This window comes from Acinetobacter septicus, from assembly GCF_019355975.1.
Taxonomy (GTDB): domain Bacteria; phylum Pseudomonadota; class Gammaproteobacteria; order Pseudomonadales; family Moraxellaceae; genus Acinetobacter; species Acinetobacter ursingii.
Map to the genome: position 1 here is coordinate 2,858,325 of NZ_CP079898.1, position 18,459 is coordinate 2,876,783.

Annotated in this window: 16 protein-coding genes; 10 read left to right on the plus strand and 6 right to left on the minus strand. The window is 40.6% G+C overall.

The annotated features are described in order from the left end of the window. Positions 1-100 precede the first annotated feature (100 nt). From smc to ligA, 3 genes are all read left to right on the plus strand, one after another. Positions 101-3,547 (plus strand): chromosome segregation protein SMC, encoded by a 3,447-nt coding sequence (gene smc, locus I6L31_RS13575; protein ID WP_005002747.1) that lies wholly within the window; start codon positions 101-103, stop codon positions 3,545-3,547. Between the two features lies 1 nt (position 3,548). Continuing rightward, the gene (locus I6L31_RS13580) at positions 3,549-4,595 is read left to right on the plus strand and encodes a cell division protein ZipA C-terminal FtsZ-binding domain-containing protein (protein WP_005002748.1); all 1,047 of its coding nucleotides are present in this window, start codon (positions 3,549-3,551) and stop codon (positions 4,593-4,595) included. A 96-nt stretch (positions 4,596-4,691) separates the two neighbouring features. Further along, on the plus strand, positions 4,692-6,722 hold the full coding sequence (gene ligA, locus I6L31_RS13585) for an NAD-dependent DNA ligase LigA (RefSeq protein WP_005002749.1): 2,031 nt from the start codon (positions 4,692-4,694) through the stop codon (positions 6,720-6,722). 123 nt (positions 6,723-6,845) lie between these two features. Here ligA and I6L31_RS13590 read toward each other — a convergent pair whose 3' ends face one another. Next, on the minus strand, positions 6,846-7,901 hold the full coding sequence (locus I6L31_RS13590) for an SDR family oxidoreductase (RefSeq protein WP_005002750.1): 1,056 nt from the start codon (positions 7,899-7,901) through the stop codon (positions 6,846-6,848). Positions 7,902-8,236: 335 nt separating this feature from the next. On the opposite strand from I6L31_RS13590, the gene ftn reads away from it, so the two are divergent. Continuing rightward, positions 8,237-8,701, plus strand: a complete 465-nt coding sequence (ftn, locus tag I6L31_RS13595; RefSeq protein ID WP_005002752.1) for a heteropolymeric bacterioferritin subunit Ftn — start codon at positions 8,237-8,239, stop codon at positions 8,699-8,701. 41 nt (positions 8,702-8,742) lie between these two features. Here ftn and I6L31_RS13600 read toward each other — a convergent pair whose 3' ends face one another. Next, on the minus strand, positions 8,743-9,327 hold the full coding sequence (locus tag I6L31_RS13600; RefSeq protein ID WP_005002754.1) for a peroxiredoxin: 585 nt from the start codon (positions 9,325-9,327) through the stop codon (positions 8,743-8,745). 139 nt (positions 9,328-9,466) lie between these two features. Here I6L31_RS13600 and I6L31_RS13605 point away from each other — a divergent pair, with 139 nt between their 5' ends. The 6 genes from I6L31_RS13605 (at position 9,467) to bioD (ending at position 14,539) form a co-directional block, all read left to right on the plus strand. Then, complete coding sequence (locus tag I6L31_RS13605) at positions 9,467-9,817, plus strand: DUF6176 family protein (protein ID WP_004991123.1); 351 nt, start codon at positions 9,467-9,469, stop codon at positions 9,815-9,817. A gap of 42 nt (positions 9,818-9,859) precedes the next feature. Continuing rightward, positions 9,860-10,582 (plus strand): alpha/beta hydrolase family protein, encoded by a 723-nt coding sequence (locus tag I6L31_RS13610; RefSeq protein ID WP_004991122.1) that lies wholly within the window; start codon positions 9,860-9,862, stop codon positions 10,580-10,582. A gap of 97 nt (positions 10,583-10,679) precedes the next feature. Then, entirely contained in the window at positions 10,680-12,002 is a 1,323-nt protein-coding gene (gene bioA, locus I6L31_RS13615) for an adenosylmethionine--8-amino-7-oxononanoate transaminase (protein ID WP_005002757.1), read from the plus strand. Further along, a complete protein-coding gene (locus I6L31_RS13620; RefSeq protein WP_005002760.1) occupies positions 11,989-13,146 on the plus strand; it encodes an 8-amino-7-oxononanoate synthase in 1,158 nt (385 codons plus the stop codon). Before bioA ends, I6L31_RS13620 begins: the two co-directional genes overlap by 14 nt. Beyond that, positions 13,143-13,901 (plus strand): malonyl-ACP O-methyltransferase BioC, encoded by a 759-nt coding sequence (gene bioC / locus I6L31_RS13625; protein WP_005002762.1) that lies wholly within the window; start codon positions 13,143-13,145, stop codon positions 13,899-13,901. Before I6L31_RS13620 ends, bioC begins: the two co-directional genes overlap by 4 nt. After that, a complete protein-coding gene (bioD, locus tag I6L31_RS13630) occupies positions 13,898-14,539 on the plus strand; it encodes a dethiobiotin synthase (protein ID WP_005002765.1) in 642 nt (213 codons plus the stop codon). Before bioC ends, bioD begins: the two co-directional genes overlap by 4 nt. A 70-nt stretch (positions 14,540-14,609) precedes the next feature. Here bioD and I6L31_RS13635 read toward each other — a convergent pair whose 3' ends face one another. The 4 genes from I6L31_RS13635 to I6L31_RS13650 form a co-directional block, all read right to left on the minus strand. Further along, on the minus strand, positions 14,610-15,725 hold the full coding sequence (locus I6L31_RS13635; protein WP_228738691.1) for a hypothetical protein: 1,116 nt from the start codon (positions 15,723-15,725) through the stop codon (positions 14,610-14,612). 144 nt (positions 15,726-15,869) lie between these two features. Beyond that, a complete protein-coding gene (rluB, locus tag I6L31_RS13640; RefSeq protein WP_004991112.1) occupies positions 15,870-16,799 on the minus strand; it encodes a 23S rRNA pseudouridine(2605) synthase RluB in 930 nt (309 codons plus the stop codon). Between the two features lie 41 nt (positions 16,800-16,840). Further along, positions 16,841-17,431 carry an SMC-Scp complex subunit ScpB gene (gene scpB / locus I6L31_RS13645; protein WP_004995886.1) on the minus strand — a complete coding sequence of 197 codons (591 nt, stop codon included), beginning with the start codon at positions 17,429-17,431 and terminating at the stop codon, positions 16,841-16,843. Next, the gene (locus I6L31_RS13650; protein ID WP_005002771.1) at positions 17,428-18,219 is read right to left on the minus strand and encodes a segregation and condensation protein A; all 792 of its coding nucleotides are present in this window, start codon (positions 18,217-18,219) and stop codon (positions 17,428-17,430) included. The genes scpB and I6L31_RS13650 overlap by 4 nt, the downstream gene beginning before the upstream one ends. Positions 18,220-18,459 lie beyond the last annotated feature (240 nt).

Sequence of the window (18,459 nt, forward strand, 5' to 3'; positions counted from 1 at the left end):
TTAAAATAGCCTGTTATCGAGATTCGACTGTGTCCAAAATATTGAAATCAGATGATTGAAATATCTTGGGCAAATAAAAAAAACTTTTGATCAGGACATTATGCGTTTAAGCAGTTTAAAACTTGCAGGCTTTAAGTCATTTGCGGACTCATCCACTTTACAATTTAAGGCCAACCGTACCGCAGTGGTTGGTCCGAATGGCTGTGGCAAATCCAATGTGATTGATGCGATTCGCTGGGTGATGGGCGAATCTAGCGCCCGTCAATTACGTGGCGGCAGCATGCAGGACGTGATTTTTACTGGAACTGCAAAACGTAAACCCGTCAGTGTGGCCAGTGTTGAGCTGCGTTTTGACAATACCTATGGAAAATTGGGCGGTGCTTATAATGCCTATAATGAACTGGCGGTACGACGTCAGGTCAATCGTGATGGAAAATCTGAATATTTCTTAAATGGAACACGCTGCCGACGCCGTGATATTACCGATATTTTTTTAGGAACAGGTTTAGGGCCACGCTCTTATGCCATTATTGAGCAGGGCATGATTAACCGTTTGGTCGATGCTAAACCTGAAGAAATGCGGGTGTTTATCGAGGAAGCCGCAGGAGTTTCACGTTATCAGGCACGTCGTCGTGAAACTTTACAGCACTTAGAGCATACCGAACAAAATCTGTCACGTTTAGAAGATATTGCCTTAGAACTCAAATCACAACTCAAAACACTCAAACGCCAGTCTGAGGCAGCGGTTCATTACAAACAGCTTGAACAGCAAATTAGAACGTTAAAAATCGAAATATTGTCGTTTCAATCTGCGCAGTCAAGTCAGCTCCAGCAAGAATATACGCTGCAAATGACCGCTTTGGGAGAAGAGTTTAAACTGGTTCGCTCTGAATTAAATACCATTGAACACGATCTTGAAGCCAGTAGTGCCTTATTTCAAAAGCTGATTCAACAATCGACTCCGCTGCAACATGAATGGCAACAGGCTGAGAAAAAACTGGCTGAATTGAAAATGACGCTAGAGCAGAAACAAAGTTTGTATCAACAAAACAGTACGACTTTAACGCAGCTAGAACAACAAAAATCCCAAACCAAAGAACGCCTACAACTGAGCGAGCTACAGCTTGAAAACTTATTGACGCAATTGGATGAGTACACAGAACATTTAAATACTTTTGAGGCCAATAGCCAACACAGTGAAAATCATTATCAGGATTTAAAATCTCAACACCAACAGGCGCAAGAGCAGTTTAATCATATTCAGCAGCAAGTGGACAAGCAGCAACAACAGAAAAACCAGATGTCGTTGCAACTTGAGCAACTGAGCAAAAGTATAGAACGCCTCACACAACAGAAGCACACACTGGACACTCAAAGCTTGCAAATCGCGGCGCAAGTCCAAGATGATGAGTTACAACATCTCGAACAACAATTGCTTGAGTTGACGCAACAAATGGTGATGCTTGAACAGCAGATTGAACAGGCCGAACAGCAATTACAGTTGCAGCAACAACAGCACAATCAACTCAAGAGTGAAATTCAGCAACACAACAATCAAATACAAGTGTTGCAGGCGGAACAAAAAAATCTCAATCAATTGGTGGCAAAACAAAGTCCGAAACAATCGGATGCTCTACGTTTGATGTCGGTGTTGCAGTTAACGGAAACAGGCAAAGCGCATGCCAGTCTGATTGAAAAATTACTCAGTCAATGGATGAATGCCCGTTATCTTGAACAGAATGCCACTTTTGAACCGCAACTTGCACGGCAAATTAAAGCCTCAGCGCTTTCTAAAAAATCATCCCAATTGACATTAATGCCATTCTCGAACTGGATTAAAACCCCGCAGTTATCGCTATGGCAAAATATCTGGTTGGCAGATGATTTGAATCAGGCTTTAGCGTTGCAGACGCAGCTTGAATCTGGACAGAGCATCGTGACGTTGGATGCTTATCATGTCGGGCCGGATTGGGTGATTGCACTGGATTATGATGAAGACAGCCAAAGCAGTGGGGTGTTGAGTCATCGGATTCGACTAGATGAAATTGTACAGCTTCTTGCAAGCTTGGAACCAGAACTTGAGCAACTTGAACTAAGAAATTCTGCGCAACAACAGCAACTCAATATACAGCTTGAGCAAATTCAACAATACAAACATCAGTCGAAACAACAGCAACAGCGACAGCAACAACTTGAACTCAGTATCACCAAATACCAAAGTGCGGCGCAGGCTTTTGTGTTGCAAAAGCAACAACTACAGGAACAATTAAAACAACTGGAAGTTCAGCTTGAAGATGATGCTATGCAGCGTGATGATCTGGATATTGATTTATACGCTTTAAATTTAAAGCTTGAAGCCAGTTTGCCAGCATATAAAACCCAACAATTTCAGCTCGAAACTTTAGCGGAACAACTGGATGATCAGCAGCAGCAACTGCAACAGCAGCAGCAAGAGCGTGAAAATGCACGTCGAGGCGTTGCACAAACGCAACAGCAGATCGAACTGCTTGAGAAAGATCTCAGTTTTTTAAAAACGCAATATCGCCAGATAATTGAGCAAATAGAACAGGCAAAGAAATTTGTCGATCCGATTCAGTTGGAGTTGCCTGTACTTGAGTCCGAGTTTTCTGAACAATTCCAACAGACCGAAAAGCTTAAAAAAAGTTGGACTGAATGGCAGATTGAACTAAATAGCGTACAGGAAAAGCAGCAGCACTTGACCGAGCAGCGTCATCAAACCCAACAACGTGATGAACAACTGCGCGAGCAACTGGAACACAAACGGTTGAGTTGGCAAGCGGCGAAATCTGATCTGGAACATTTTCAGGAACAACTCAAGAGTTTGGGTAGTGAACCTGTTCTTGGCTTAAAACTTCACTTAACAGAACATCAACAAAGTCTGGAAAAAGCACAACGGCAATTTGAAAAATTGGGTGCAGTCAATCTGGCGGCATCTGAAGAATATCAAGAAGTATCGCAACGTTTTGAAGAGCTTAGCCACCAGATTCAAGACTTGGAAAATACGGTATCGCAGCTCAAAGATGCCATGAAAAGTATTGATCAGGAAACCAGAAAGTTATTTATGACGACTTTTGATCAGGTCAATACCGAGCTTCAAGAATTATTTCCTAAAGTATTTAGTGGGGGAGAAGCGAGTTTAAGTCTTGAAGATGACTGGCAATCAGGTGTAAAACTAATGGCACGCCCACCTGGAAAACGTAACAGTTCATTGGCGTTATTGTCAGGTGGTGAAAAAGCATTAACGGCGCTGGCTTTGGTGTTTGCAATTTTTCGGCTGAATCCCGCACCTTTTTGTGTCTTGGATGAAGTTGATGCGCCGCTAGACGATGCCAATGTGCAACGGTTTTGTAATTTGGTAAAAGAGCTTTCTGAACAGGTGCAATTCATTTACATTACACATAATAAACTTGCAATGACAATGGCGACCGATTTACTAGGGGTAACCATGCCTGAACCTGGTACCTCAAAACTGGTTACTGTTAATTTGGAACAAGCAAAAGAATATGGGTTAGTTACGGAGTCATAGTATGGAAGTTACCACTATTGTGGGCATAGTCGCCGCCATTATTATCATGATTGTCGGTTTAAGAATGGTTCTTAGAAAACCTGCTCCAACCGAACCCTCATTAGAAAGTGCATTACATATTGATCCTGAGAGTAATCAGCCGATCATTCCACGACATGTGCGTGATCAATTGCCTGCTGAAACACCTGTAGAAATAGCAGCTCAAGAATCAGAGCGTAAAGAGCCAGCTTTGCAGGATATCCCAGAAACTCTCGAAGATCAGGCGGCGAAAACATTGACTTCGCCTGAACTGAGTGAGGATAAGCTGGATAAAGAAATGACATCTGTTGACTTTAAGACGGAAGAGACCTCCCTCAAGATTGAACAACCGCTAGAACAGCAAGTGACTGTAGTCGATGTTGTTGAGGCTGTTCCTGCACCAGATGCAGAGCTTGATCCAGCTAAGATTGCTGTGCAAGCTGATGAGGCGCAAGTTCAACATGCCAAAAAAATCGATGAATTTCAGCTTAATCCAGAAATAGAAGCAGCAACGATTGCTGAGTTTGATGGTGAAAGTAACTTACTGGATGTGCATCTACATGAACAGCAGCTTTTCGATGATGAAAGTGCTTTGGCCACAGCGCAAGAAATTGTGGCGTTGAATGTATATCCGAACCCTCGTCGTGCATTGTCAGGTGATAAGACCTTAAAAGTATTGCTCAAATACGGTTTGCGTTTTGGTGAAATGGCATGTTTTCATCGTTACGATAAAACGGATGAACCAAGTCCACTGATGTTTTCAGTATTACGTATGACTGATAATGGGCCTGCTGGGTTTGATCTTGAAACTTTATCGAGCGAACAGGTACAAGGGTTGGCATTTTTCCTTGCATTGCCACATCAGGATGCTTTAAAAGGCTTCGATATGATGACCAGTATTGCAGGATTAATCGCACGGGAAGTGGACGGCAAAGTCTTTGATGAAAATAATCTGGAATTTACCCCACAACTGAAAGAACATTGTCGTCATCATGTGATTGACTATCGTTCAACGCAGGAAACTGCTTAACGGTTCCAATTGAACCCCTTTTATAGTGCTTTTATTGCAACGCATAGTCGTTGCAACTCTGGGCGGATTTTCCGCCCTTTTATATGGTGAGTTTTTATGCTGAAGAATAGCGATGTCATTGCGCAAATGCGTCAATTAATTCAACTGATTGCAAAACATAATCATGCTTATTATGTAATGGATCAACCGAGTATTAGTGACAATGAATATGATCAGCTATTTCATCAGTTAAAAGCTTTAGAGCAGCAATATCCTGAGCTATTACAACCCGACACCCCCACCAATAAAGTCGGTGGTCAGGCATTGAGCAAATTTGAAACGGTGACCCATGCTGTGCCGATGCTGTCTTTAGGCAATGTGTTTAATCAGGAAGAACTGTTTGCTTTTGCCCGTCGAATTGAGGAACGCTTACCCAATCAACAGGTTCATTATGATGTTGAGTTGAAACTGGATGGTCTTGCGATTTCACTGTGGTATGAAAATGGCGTTCTGATCCGAGGGGTGACTCGCGGGGATGGCGAAACTGGCGAAGACATCAGCCAAAATGTTAAAACCATTCGTAATTTACCGAAGTTTCTAAGTCATAATCCTGTTGAAATCCCGCGCTTACTGGAAGTTCGAGGCGAAGTACTCATGCCCAAACAGGGGTTTGAGCGCTTAAATGCCGCCAATGAAGCCAAAGGTGAAAAAACTTTTGCCAATCCACGTAATGCCGCAGCGGGAAGCCTAAGACAGCTTGACCCAAATATTGCAGCATCTCGTCCTTTGGCCTTTTATGCTTATGGTATTGCGCAATGTGAGCCACATCATGGTTTGGCAAGCATGCATGAAAGCTTGCATTGGTTAACCCAGTTAGGTTTTGAAATTGCTGAACGCCAATTTTTATGTTCCTCGATTGAAGAAGTTCAGCAGCGTTATGAGCAAATCCAACACGAACGTCCGAATCTGACCGTTGAAATTGATGGTATGGTCATCAAAGTGGATGATCTGAAACAACAACAGCAACTTGGGTTTTTAAGTCGTGAACCACGTTGGGCGACAGCTTATAAATTTCCTGCCGAAATTGCACGAACCACGGTTGAAAATATTGATTGGCAAGTGGGTCGAACGGGAACATTGACCCCCGTGGCGCGTTTGCAGCCTGTATTAGTGGGCGGCGTGACGGTATCCAATGTGACCTTGCATAATATTGGCGAAATTCATCGTCTGGATGTGCGTGTAGGTGATCAGGTCAGTGTGTATCGTAGTGGCGATGTGATTCCTAAAGTTGAACGAGTTTGGCCAGAGTTTCGTCCTGCCGATGCACAAGTAGTTGGATTGCCTGACCATTGTCCAGTTTGTGCCTCTCCCGTGGTAATGCCCGAAGGTGAGGCTTTGGCACGTTGTTCAGGTGGTTTGTATTGTGCTGCGCAACGGATTGAAGCGATTCGACATTTTGTATCGCGTAAGGCGATGGATATTGAAGGCTTGGGCGACCGCTGGGTTGAGTCTCTATTGCATCTGAATCTCTTAAAAGATGTCGCAGATATTTATCATTTGCACGAACATCGCGAGACTTTGCTCAGTATTGAAAAAATGGGAGAAAAGTCCGTTCAGAACTTGATGGATGCGATTGAAGCCAGTAAAAAAACCACGCTGGCGCGGTTTATCTACGCACTTGGAATTCGTGGTGTTGGGGAAACCACAGCGAGAATGCTGGCTAATACTTTTCAAACTTTTGATGCATTAAAAAATGCCGATATTGAAGCCTTGAAGAAAACGCCTGATGTGGGGGAAATTACCGCCGAATGGATTTTTGATTTCTTTATGGCTCCGCATAACATTGAAGTACTTGATCGTTTATTGGCTGCTGGTATTCATTGGGATGCACCGACTGCTCCAACGCGTCAGCCATTAAATGGTGAAAGTTGGGTAGTGACCGGTACATTGTCTAGTATGGGCCGTGATGAAGCGACACAGCGCTTACAAGCTCTGGGTGCGCGTGTCAGTGGTAGTGTTTCCAGTAAAACCAAATGTGTGGTTGCTGGCGAAAAAGCAGGAAGTAAGCTTGATAAAGCCGAAAAACTCAATATTCGTGTCATGAACGAACAGGAGTTTTTAGAGTTTTTGGCACAATACGACAATTAATATGCTGTGATTCATTATGCCATGATGCGTTCATCTGGATTAAGGTGAACGTTCAGGCTGATGGGTATCTATTGTCTTATCTATCGTGATGGTGATATCGCGTGCTCTCTATTCACATTTGCATTATCCCCGTTTTTTAATCAGACCATCGTCTAGCAACTGCTGAAAATGTTCACAAAGACTTTGCTGAATATCTAAATATTCGATACCAAGTTCTTCCTGACTGCGTTTTGAACTGAAATAAACTGGATAACCCACATTACGCTGTACAAATTTACGAGATTGACCAAACAGTGGTGCGAATAAAGAGAAAACTGCTTTAGGAACCGTGAAGTGCGGGAATGGATAACGATAACCGAAACGCTGAGTCAATATTTTTCCCATTTCGAGAAAGCTTAAAGTTCCTCCTGAGATAATATAACGTCCATTTGCCGTTGAAGAAAATGCAGCTGCAACATGGGCATCTGCGACATTACGGACATCAACAATTCCCATCCAGATTTCAGGGGCACCAAATAAAAGTGTTCCATCACCAAACTTTTCCAATAGCTCAACACTGCCAGATTGTGTAGCTGTTGTAAGAGAAGGTCCCATGACCAAAGCGGGATTGATACAAACTAGCGACCAGCGATCCTGCTGCTCCGCCATTTCCCATGCTTTACGTTCTGCTGCGACTTTGGAATAAGAATAAGGTTGATGTGTCTCACTACTACTGTTATTCCAATGACTTTCATCAAATTCATGGTTAGCTGTGTCTTCAATTTCGATGGCATCTCCACAGATTGCGGCAATACTTGATGTCACCACAACACGTTTGACTGTTGTTGTTCGATTGGCTGTTTCAAGGACATTGATGGTACCTTTGACCGCAGGTTCAATAATATCTTTCACCGCATCTTTATAGTTGCTGATCACAAAAGGAGATGCAGTATGAATCACAATTTCACAAGCCTTCATGGCCTCGTCAAAAGCATGGGGTGTCAATAAATCGGCTTTAAAAAAATAAATTTGACCGGATGATTTTTTTGCAATTTCGGTGAGATGCTGTAGTTTTTCTTTTTTAGATGGGTCACGCACAGTTGCATGTACGATATAACCTTGCATGAGTAAACGTTCAATAATCCAGCCAGCTACATAGCCTGTAGCACCCGTCACTAAAATCGGTGTGTTCTTATTCATTTTGCGGCCTATTAGGGTTTTTGCTCTATTTTATTTAACGAAATTTTCAGAAATATACAATCAGGTGCAACATATATTTTCATGAAAACAGATGAAATAAGAAGCATTGTCTTTAGTTACAAAATAAAAAAACAAGAAACGAATGCAATTTTGAAGAAATTTTTCTCTTAAAAGCGTGCAAACATTTATTTTTTCACAATAAATTTTCCAATTAAAACTGTAAATGCGTATGTTTCTCATTTTAATTTTATAAAAATCATAAACTTACATCATTTTTACTTTGCAATCATTTTTAAACTTGACCATAATATTCATATTCGAGAGGAGAATTACAAATGCGCGGCAATCCAGAAGTCATAGACTATTTAAATATGTTGATCGGTGGCGAACTGGCTGCCCGTGATCAATACCTGATTCATTCACGTATGTATGAGGATTGGGGTTTAAGCAAAATTTATGAACGTATCGATCATGAAATGCAAGAAGAAGCTGCACATGCGGATTCGATTATTCGCCGTGTGTTATTCCTCGAAGGCAAGCCTAACATGAACCGTGATGATATTGTCACTGGTGAAGATGTTGTATCTTGCCTGAAAGCAGATTTGGCGCTTGAATATCATGTTCGTCAGAAATTGGCTGATGGCGTGAAATTGTGTGAGGAAAAAGGGGACTATGTCAGCCGTGATATGCTCCGTTCACAAATGTCAGATACTGAAGAAGATCATACTTACTGGTTAGAAAAACAGTTACGTTTGATTGAATTGATGGGCTTACAAAATTATATTCAATCACAGATATAAGATTAAAAAACTCAGCTTCGGCTGAGTTTTTCATTTTGACATTATGGTTTTTGCTGTAAACGTTTGACATCTTTAAGCACTTCATCAGCATGCGTTTGAGTGTTGACGCTGGTGTAGTGATAGACCACAGTACCTTTGGGGTCAATTAAAAAACTTTCTCTTTTGGCGATTTTCATGATCCCCATATTTCGCACAATGCCAAATTTTTCGGCTAACTGATGATCACTATCTGCCAAAATGGGAAAAGTGAGTCCTAATTTGTCTGAAAATTTCTTATGTGAGGCAACATCATCCAGACTTACGCCCATGACCACGGCATTCGATTGTGTAAATTGCGAAGAAAGCGCTTTAAAGCGATTGGCTTCCTGGGTACAACCAGGAGAGTCATCTTTGGGGTAAAAATACAAAACCAGCCACTTGCCTCGAAAATCTTTTAATTCGTGCCAGATTCCATTTTGATCCTGTAATCGAAACTCAGGTGCAGGCTGACCGACCCATTGTTTTTGATCTGTACTGGATTTTGAAAATACCTCATTGGCAGCATGTGTGAAATTGATCAGTCCTGCGGTTAAACAGAGACTGATTAAGCCTGTTCTCAATATTGTTATTGTGCGCGTCATTTTCATGTTTATTCAAAAGCCCATTGGAAAAGCCTAAATCTCAGTTTAACAAAATCAACTTTGAAATGTACTAAGAAATTTTTGCTTTTGTGATTCCGTCTATGCATATTAGATCAATCAAAATAAATAAAGTGAAAGAAGATCAATGGACGTTGGCGCAGCACTGATTAAATTAAAACCCAATACATGGTCAAAGGTTAAAACATGGCAACAACAGTTTGAGCAGCGCAAAGTTGAAGCGATTGAAACGCTTCAAGCCGAAGGTGTTACAGTTGAATCATGGTTTCATGTTCAGATCGAAGGGCAGGATTATTTAATTGCTTATATGCGAGCCGTCGATTTAGTTAAAGCGCAACAAATGGCTAAAACCAGTCCTTTTGAGATTGATCAAGTTCATCAACAATTTAAACGAGACTGTTGGGAAAAAGTGATTCCTGCAAATTTGTTACTTGATCTGGACAATAATGAGCAACCCCGCAATCAAATCACCGAATAAAAATGGTTATACTTTTTCAAATGAAAGGCACAGAGTAAGACATTGAAACAACGTATTCTTCTCATTACAGGATGGGGTGGCGGTGAAAAGCTATTAAACCCCTTAAAACAGTTACTTGAACAACAAGACTATACCGTTGAACTCAGTAATATTTTTAATGCGCTAGATGAGCAGGTTTTAGCGCAACAGGTAGAACAAGCTATCAAATTTGATGTAATTGCAGGATGGTCATTGGGGGGCGAGTTAGCCATGCGCTTGGTGCATGACGTTGCTCTTAAGACAGGTCAAAACAAGACTTTAATTACGATGGCCTCTAATCCAAGTTTTGTAGCACATGAAAATTGGCGACATGCGATGTCGGTAGATGATTTTCATCAGTTTAAGCAGTCTTTTGAGCATGATCCGATTACGATTCTAAAGCGTTTTGGTTTGTTGGTGACCAAAGGTGTTGAAACAGCTAAATCTGATTTTAATACGATGCAAACCATGTTGCATGCGCAGCCCATGTCGCTATTAAAACAAGGTTTAGCGATACTAGAACAATTTAATCTGGTTGAAATCTTAAAAAATTATACAGGTCGGCAGCTTCATCTCTTTGCAGATTATGATGCGCTAGTTCCTCGCGAAATTGTGCAAGATATGCAGAAGATTAATGCAAAATCAATTCAGATTGTAACACTTAAAAATGCTGCACATAGTTTTCCATTTATTCAGGTCGAAAAAACTTGCGATGAAATTACGAAATTTATTGAATCATCAGTTTAAGCTTTAAACGAAATGGTGTTTATCGCAATATATTTTCAAAGTCTGCACGTTTAATATGTAGTTTCATATTGAAAAGGTACATCAATGGAGTCAATGGATGAGTGATCAGTTTGATTTGGAGCATATCTGGCATCCTTATACCTCCATGCTTCATCCATTGCCTACCTTTAAAGTCAAACGTGCCTATGGCGTAACCATTGAACTTGAAGATGGTCGTCAGTTGATTGATGGCATGTCTTCATGGTGGTGTGCAATTCATGGTTATCATCATCCTGAACTCGATCTTGCTGTGACGCGTCAACTCGACCATATGGCACATATCATGTTTGGTGGTCTCACCCATGAGCCTGCAATTGAACTGGGAAAATTACTACTCAAAATCACGCCGCCCAGTCTGGATAAAATTTTTTATGCCGACTCAGGTTCAGTTGCGGTGGAAGTCGCCATGAAAATGGCGGTTCAGTATTGGTCATCAAAAGCAGGGTCATCAAAAGTCGAATCGGACACAACCCTCAAACAAAAGACTAATTTTATTACGACACGTTCTGGCTATCATGGCGATACATGGAATGCCATGTCGGTTTGTGATCCTGTCACGGGCATGCATCAGATTTTTGGAAATAGTTTATCGCAACGTATTTTTGTGTCTGAGCCGCAAAGTCGTTTTGATGGTGAATGGAATCCGCATGAACTTGATGAAGTGGAGCAAATCTTAAAACTGCATCATCATGAGTTAGCTGCATTTATTATTGAACCGATTGTACAGGGCGCGGGTGGTATGCGCTTTTATCATCCAGAATATTTAAAACAGCTCCGCAAGTTGTGCGACCAATATCAGTTACTGCTGATTTTTGATGAAATTGCCACAGGCTTTGGTCGTACTGGAAAACTGTTTGCGTGGGAACATGCACAGGTTGAGCCCGATATTATGTGTATTGGTAAAGGACTGACAGGCGGTTATATGACTTTATCAGCCACACTTACGACTAGGCAGGTCGCTGAAACCATTAGTGCCGGTGAAGCAGGAGTATTTATGCATGGCCCAACCTTTATGGCAAATCCTTTGGCCTGCGCGGTAGCACTCAGAAGTACGCAACTTTTACTTGAACAAGATTGGCAGGATAATATTCAACGGATTTCTGAACAATTACAACAATTACAAATATTGTCCGAATTAGAATATGTTGCCGATGTACGAATTTTGGGGGCGATTGGTGTGGTGGAGCTCAAGTTCAATGTGGATATGAAAACCCTACAACAACAATTTGTTGAGCGTGGGATCTGGGTGAGGCCTTTTGGAAAATTGGTGTATGTGATGCCGCCGTATGTCATTTCCAAAGATGAGTTAAATTTCTTACTACAACAACTCATTCAAGTCGTGCAACACATGCAAGCTGAGGTGCAACATGGCATTGCTTGATCATTATCAACAGCAGCTTGATCAGCTTAAACAAACTGGAAATTTACGCCAGTTTACCGCCAATGAGCAACACGGCGCTTATATTGAGATTGCAGGAAGAAAGATGCTTAATCTTTCCTCTAATGATTATTTGGGCTTGGCTGCCAACACTCAGCTTCGCGAAGAGTTTTTAGATCAGCAACCCATTCAGCGCCGTTATTTTAGTTCGTCTTCTTCACGCTTGTTGACAGGTAATTTTGAGGAATATGAACAGTTTGAAGCGAATTTAAGTCAGGCATTTTTAGGTCGTGCAGCGTTATTATTTAATAGTGGCTATCATATGAATATCGGGATTTTACCCGCTTTAAGTGATGGTAAAACGCTGATTTTAGCGGATAAACTGGTACATGCCAGTATGATTGATGGCATTCGCTTATCCTCTGCCAAATATGTACGTTATCGGCATAATGATCTACAGCATCTCACTCAATTGCTTGAAAAATATCATGATGATGTCGACATTGAACGCATTATTGTGGTGACTGAAAGTATTTTTAGCATGGATGGTGATGAAACTGATTTGGCTGCATTGGTTCAAATCAAGCATGGTTTTGATAAAGTCATGTTGTATGTGGATGAAGCACATGCGATCGGTGTTCGCGGTGAGCAGGGCTTGGGTTGTGCCGAGCAATATAACGTGATGGCTGATATTGATTTACTGGTCGGTACCTTTGGAAAAGCCTGTGCATCAGTGGGCGGCTATCTGATGTGTGATCGAATAATTCGCAGCTATTTAATCAATACCATGCGGCCTTTGATTTTTAGTACCGCTTTGCCGCCGATCAATATTGCATGGTCGGATTTTATCTTTAAGAAAGTCATGGCAGCTAAGAGCGAACGCTTACATTTGCACAGGATCAGTCAGGATTTACAAGCTGCAATTGTGGCCAGAGGCTACAGTAGCCCGTCCACGAGCCAGATTATTCCAATTATTGTCGGAGCAAGCCAAACAGCAGTAGAAAAATCTCAAAGCGTACAGCAACATGGTTTTTATGCGATGCCCGTTCGTCCTCCCACTGTGCCACAGCATAGCGCACGGCTCAGAATTTCATTAACATCACTGATTCAGTCTGATGATCTAGAACGATTGGTAGCGTGTTTGTGAATCTCAATAAATCCCTGATTGCCCAGCGCTTTGCCAAAGCGGGGCAAAGCTATACGGAACAAGCGATTATTCAAAAACAAATCAGCCAGCATTTATGCCAACTGATGCAAAACCATTGTCCTGAAAATTTAGCACATGTTTTGGAAATTGGCTGTGGATCAGGCAATTTAACCCATCAATTGGCGAATAATTTTCAAATTGAACAATGGTATTTAAATGATTTGTATCCACAAGTGCAGCAACATTTTCAGGATCATTTACCGATCCAATGGATGATTGGGGATATTGAAACACTGGATTTGCCCGCAGATTTAGATGCAATCGTGTCGAGTTCAGCCCTTCAGTGGATCAATGACTTACCTAAACTTTTGGCGCGTTGTCATACGGCGCTAAAGGCACAAGGCTGGTTATGTTTTTCCACCTTTGGCCCTGATAATTTTACTGAGATTAAACAGCTTACTGGGCAAGGTTTAGAATACTGGTCGATCAATGACTGGCGGCAACAGCTTGAACAATTAAACTTTGAGATTGTTGAGCTAAGCCAACAATCTTTATATATGCAGTTTGAAACCCCCAAAGCGGTACTCAAACACCTTAAAGCGACGGGTGTGACTGGGGCATCTGTACAGCAACAACGTTGGACAAAACAATCACTTACTGAATTTTATCAACGTTATCAACAGTTTCAGCTAGAAAATCAGCAGTATTCTTTGACCTATCATCCCATTTATTGTATTGCACGGAGAACAGCATGAGTGGCTTAGTTTATTTTGTCAGTGGGATTGATACGGGAATTGGAAAAACCTATGCCACAGGTTATCTGGCGAAACTCTGGAACACACAAGGGCAGTCGACCATTACCCAAAAATTGATTCAGACTGGAAATGTGGATGTTTCTGAGGATATCGAAAAGCATCGTGACATTATGGGGATAGGCTGGTTGCCAGAAGATCATGAAAAATTGACTATGCCTGAAATTTTTAGTTATCCTGCTTCGCCGCATTTGGCGACACAACTTGATGGTCGAGACATTGATTTTGATAAGATTGAAAAAGCGACTCAAATTTTACAACAGCGTTTTGATGTGGTGTTATTGGAAGGGGCAGGTGGGTTAATGGTTCCCTTAACGACAGAACTGCTCACCATAGATTATATCGAACAAAAAAAGTTGCCTGTAATTTTGGTCAGTTCTGGGCGTTTGGGTAGTATTAATCATACTTTACTCAGTCTGGAAGCTTTAAAACAACGAGGTTTATCGCTTTATGCACTTGCCTATAATCTGAATGATGAATCTCAGGATGAACTCATTTCAAAAGATACCGCACAATATTTACAGAACTATTTAAAACAAAATTTTCCGGAAGTAAAATGGATTGATATTCCAAAATTATAATAATCGCTTATATAGCAAAAAGGCTTTATCAGAAAGATAAAGCCTTTTTTGATAAATAATTTAGATCACATTATTTATAATAGGTTTGGATTTGACTGGAAATAAAATCATAACTAGATTTATTGAAAAACACGTAATCATTTGGAAGCTCATGATTGACATGTCCATATTGATTGTTCGTGGCTAAACCATAATTTGATGAAAAAATATCTCCTTTAATATACCATTCACCATCGTATATTTTTCCATTCATTTCAATGGCTGGATCATCAGCGCCATACAATGGATTATCATTTGAATCAACACTATAAATTACATTCAAACCAGAAATTTTAGCTTTTTTGTGTTTAAACGAAGATTGTGGATATGTTGCGCTCAACCACTCATCTAGACTTCTATATTCTTTTACATCACTGTCTGAGAATGTAATTTGGTTATCATCATAAATTCCCGATATTGGAATGTAAACAATCGATCCTTGCGGAAATGTTGCATTACTGTTTAGTAAGGCTTGTAGAGAATCAGGTTTATCTTTGAGGATATAGGCAATTTCACGTGTTGTAAAAACAAATTCAGTTTCCCAAGAAATATTCCCAGATATATTAGAAGGTAAGATATCTGCTATTTTTTTTCCAGATAAATCAATTTTCTTGAAAGAATAAGTTATCTTTTCAGCTTGTAAACTACAGGTATCATTGAATGTTGAAACTGTAAAATTTAGATTATTAGATGAGTTAAGGTAAAGGATAGGCCATCCTTTGTTTTGTAATTTGTATGAACTTTGTTTAAATAATCCAGATGAATTTAAAATATAGCTATCTTGGTAATTATATTTTTCATCTTCATTTAAAAAATCAAGAGTTATATTATATATTGGTTTGTAATTGGCATATAGCATTTGATTATCGCGGGTAATTTCGGATGCATATAATTGCCCTGTGTGAGATTGATCATCGCTATAATTATGATCGAGAATATATAGTTTATCATCAAAAATAGATTTAGCTGTTAAATTGGAGTTAAGTAAAATACCACGATCACATTTTAATTTAGTATCTCCTGATCCATTATTCGATGTGTTCCCACCAGCAGTCATCCCAGAATCACCTGATCCACCACCCCCACAGCCAGCTAAAGCGGCTAAAGATATTGCGATTGTGAGGTAAGATATTTTTTTCATCATCATGAACCTATTGTTGTTGGATTGTTTCATTTTGTTTTAATTATATACGGATGTATATGTTTATAATATGGTCACAATCATGAAAAAAATTATCATAAAACGAAAAGAGCCCAATCTTGGGCTCTTTCATTTCATTGAGATTTTGGATTAAAACTTTTTAAACGTTTTATTTTGACCTAAGCTTTTACGTTGAGTAAATGGTTTGGATTGGCTTTCAGTTTGATCGTCAGTATCACGTTTTTGTTGACGTAAATAACCACCACGACGTGCAGCAAGCGGTTTTTCCACCATACGTTCAGTACGACGTTTGGCCATACCATACAGACCAGTACCTTGGCGTGGCTTGAGTTCAACTAGTTTGGTTAGGTTATCAATATCTGCTTTATCTAGTTCCATCCAGCGGCCAGTGCGCAGTTCACGTGGCAAAATTACAGTGCCATAACGGGTACGCAACAAACGGCTGACTTTTAAACCTTGTGATTCAAATAAACGACGGACTTCGCGGTTACGTCCTTCTTTAACCACAACCTGATACCAACGGTTGATCCCATCACCACCGAGCTCTGAAAATGACTCGAATTTGGCAGGGCCATCATCCAGTACTACACCATTTAAAAGGGTCTGACGGATTTGCGGAGTAACCTCACCCATGACACGAACTGCATATTCACGTTCAACTTCATTGGAAGGATGCATTAAACGATTGGCAAGTTCACCATCATTTGTAAAAAGCAATAAACCTGTACTATTTATGTCCAGACGGCCTACCATGACCCAGCGATCATTGGCAATTTGAGGGAGATGCTCAAACACAGTTGGACGCTGTTCAGGGTCGTTGCGGGAACAGATTTCACCTTCAGGTTTGTAATAAATCAGGACACGACGACGAATTTCATCTTCGACTTGAAACTGAACTTTACGACCATCAATACGTAATTCATCACCTGGTTCGATTCGTTCGCCTACCTGCGCAATCTGACCATTTACACTGACGCGACCTGCGGCAATAACCTCTTCCATATATCGACGTGAACCGAGACCGATTCGCGCTAATACTTTTTGCAACTTTTCACTCATGACAGCACAACCTTAGAATTAATTGTCAACAGTTCACCTATTCAAGACTTGGCTGCATTTGCATCCAGTGTCATGAAAGCTTCCTTGGCATCCTGTAGGGGAGGCAATTGACCTAAAGATGCTAGGCCAAAAGCGTTCAAAAATTGGGGCGTTGTAATCAACAACGCAGGTCTTCCGGGTAAATCTCTAAAACCCGATTCTTTAATCCAGTTCCAGTCAAATAATGTGCGCAAAATCTGACTATTGTTGGTAACACCACGAATCTGTTCAATATCCGCGCGCGTGACTGGCTGATGATAGGCGATCACGGCAATGGTTTCGAGCAATGACGGTGAGAGCTTGGTTGGGCGTTCAGGCCAAACTTGTGTGATTATATTACGATATTTTGATCGAACCTGAAACCGAAAGCCTTGAGCAGTTTCAATCAGTTCAATAGATCGCCCATGTTGTAAGACAGCAAGCTGTTGTAAAAACTGACGTAATTGCGGTTTATTATATTGATCCTGAAAGGCTTGTTTTAATCGTGCAAGTGACACTGGTGCATCACTGGCAAATAAAATCGCTTCAATTTGCAATAACACATCATGATGCATGTCTTCAGGTGACATCGCCAATTGTTGATCGAGAGTCATAGCTGCGCTCCCTGAATCGAGAGTGGCGCATCAATACCTGTGCTAACAATTCTAATTATTTGTTGGCGTGTCAGTTCCAATACAGCCATAAAGGTCACAACCATGCCCATCCGACCCTGTACTGGATTTAATAATTCCTCAAATACTAAAACAGATCCAGAGCTAACTTTTTTCTGAATAAATGCAATACGTTCTTCAAGTAAAACTGGTTCTTGTTCAACCGTATGCATGACAGGTTCAGGTCGATTAAATACACAAAACAGTGCATCGCGTAAGCTTTCGACATCATATCCTTCATACACAGGTGCTGTATGACCTAAGCCGACATTCGGGCTAAAAGTATCCCGATCTAGTACTGTAAACTGTCCTAAACATTCGGCAGCTTGCTTAATACGCAAATAGGTTTCTAAACGATCAATTAATTCCTGTTTAGGATCTTTTTCTAAAGTGATTGATGTGGGTTTAGGAAGGAGTAATCGTGATTTAAGATCAGCCAACAACGCTGCCATGACCATATAATCTGCGGTCAATTCAATATTGAGAGACTTCATTGCATCCATATAAGAAAGGTATTGAGTCGCAATAGGGGCAATATCGAGTTGTAATAAATCAAAACCATTTTTTTGAATCAGGTAAATCAGAAAGTCGAGAGGTCCCTCGAAATGTTCGAGTAAAATTTCAAAAGCAGCAGGCGGAATATATAAATCTTCAGGAATAACATCTTGCCATTCGTCCAATACGCGAATCTGCGGCAAAGCTTCCGATGAATGATTCAAAGCTTGGTTCATTACAGTTATAGGCCACGCGAATTTTCAAAAGCATGAGTCACTTTAGACATATTGAGCATAAATGCCATAAAGAGAAGGAGATTAGAATGGGTTTTATTCTAATGGAAATTCAGACTTTAATAAATTGTTAAAAGCATTAAAACCATAAATAAATAAACACTATTTTATACCTAAATACGCTCAAGGTTTTGTGATAGTGTTATTTTGTTTAGAAATGTGGTCGGATCAATAGACTAGACT